The organism is Streptococcus sp. SR4, assembly GCF_000517725.1.
In the GTDB taxonomy this organism is placed as follows: domain Bacteria; phylum Bacillota; class Bacilli; order Lactobacillales; family Streptococcaceae; genus Streptococcus; species Streptococcus salivarius_F.
This window is the reverse complement of sequence record NZ_AZYW01000062.1, coordinates 1-1,586: the sequence shown is the minus strand read 5'-3', so window position 1 is coordinate 1,586 and position 1,586 is coordinate 1. Positions and strand designations below refer to the sequence as shown.

Sequence of the window (1,586 nt, the reverse complement as noted above, 5' to 3'; positions counted from 1 at the left end):
GATTGGTGCGAGCTTGATGCTTGGTGGACATGCTTTGGCTCAGGAACAAGCCAATAGCGTAAATTCCAGCAAGGATTATGAAGTTTTTGTAAATAATTCTGAACCACTTCAAATCGACCAGGCAACTTCAGAAGCTGTTACCGATGTCCTCAATCAACCAGCTTCAAGATCTGAAGCGCCAAGACCTAAGCTTGCCAGCAGTGAAGGTGCTTCTTCTGAAGCTAGTAGTGTAGTGGCTAGCGAGGCTGCTTCTTTGGAAGTACCGGCAGAGGTTGCTCATTCTGCATCTGCTGTTGCCTCTGTTTCTAGATCAGAAGTGGCTAATCTACGTTCTGAAGTGTCATCAGTAGCTAGCTCTGAAGCAGCAAGTGAGACTAACCGTTCCGCATCTTCAGAAGTAGCAGAAGTTAGAGGTACTGACCGTGAAGCTGTCGAAACACGTCAACCTGGTGTAGATGGTCCAGTGACTGCTGATGGTTCTCTTGATATCCCATCAAACGGTACTTTTTATTTCCGTCGCACAACTGAAATTCGTACAGCGCCTATCATGGATATCAAACCTACCTTTGTCTTTAGTGCAGGTGACCATGTTATCTATGATAAGGTCTTGAAGAGAGACAATCATCAATGGATTTCTTACATTGGCTACGACTATGAACGCTACTACGCTGATATCGCAGCATTGAAGGCTGAAAACACTAGTAGCACTACTGAAGCGACTAGAGATGAAACTATCCCTGAACGTGGTACTTATTATTTTACTAAACCTGCAGATGTGAAGAACCAACCTAGCTTGACTGCCAAGACTGAGTTCAATTTTGATCCTGGTATGTCAGTCAACTACGATAGATCTTTGCTCGCTGACAACCACCGTTGGATTTCTTATGTGTCATACAATGGTACTCGTCGTTACGTCGACCTAGGTGCTGCTGCAGAGGCTGTCGCTAAACCAAGAGGTGATATCGCTATTGAAAGCCATGACAATGGTGACTTTAGTGTGGTTATCAGTAATGTTTCAGACCAAAACGGTGTCCTCGGGGTATCTGTTCCAATCTGGTCTGAAAAGAATGGTCAGGATGATATCATCTGGTACAATGCGACTCGTCTTAACAACGGTAACTACAAGGTTAACGTCAGTCTAATTGACCATAAGAATGAACGTGGTCTCTACAATGTTCATCTTTACTATGTTGAAACTAATGGTAAATTAGTTGGTGTGGGTGGCACAACTTACACAGTTCCTACTAAGGTTGAAGAAACTCATACAACAACTAGCTATAGCCTTCCTGACTCAGGAACTTATACTTTCAAAGAACGCTCTAGTATTAAGGCAGAACCTCGTGTAGCAAGTCCAGAGTTGGCCTACTACGATGCTGGTATGTCAGTTAACTACGACAAGATTGTCAGTGGTGATGGTTACCAATGGCTTTCTTACCTCAGCTACAATGGCAACCGCCGTTATGTAGCTGTGGCAAAACTTGCTCAACAAGAAAGCAAACCAAGTGGCACTATCAATATTGAAAACCTCTCTAACCTTGGTTTCGATGTTCATATCACCAATGTTTCTGGTGGTGACAAGGCTATTC

1 protein-coding gene is annotated in these 1,586 nt (G+C 43.6%); it reads left to right on the top strand.

Features of this window, described 5'->3' with window-relative positions:
* Window positions 1–1,586, top strand: a 1,586-nt coding sequence (locus tag HMPREF1519_RS10400) for an SH3 domain-containing protein (protein ID WP_037611785.1), incomplete at both ends; no start/stop codon positions are given.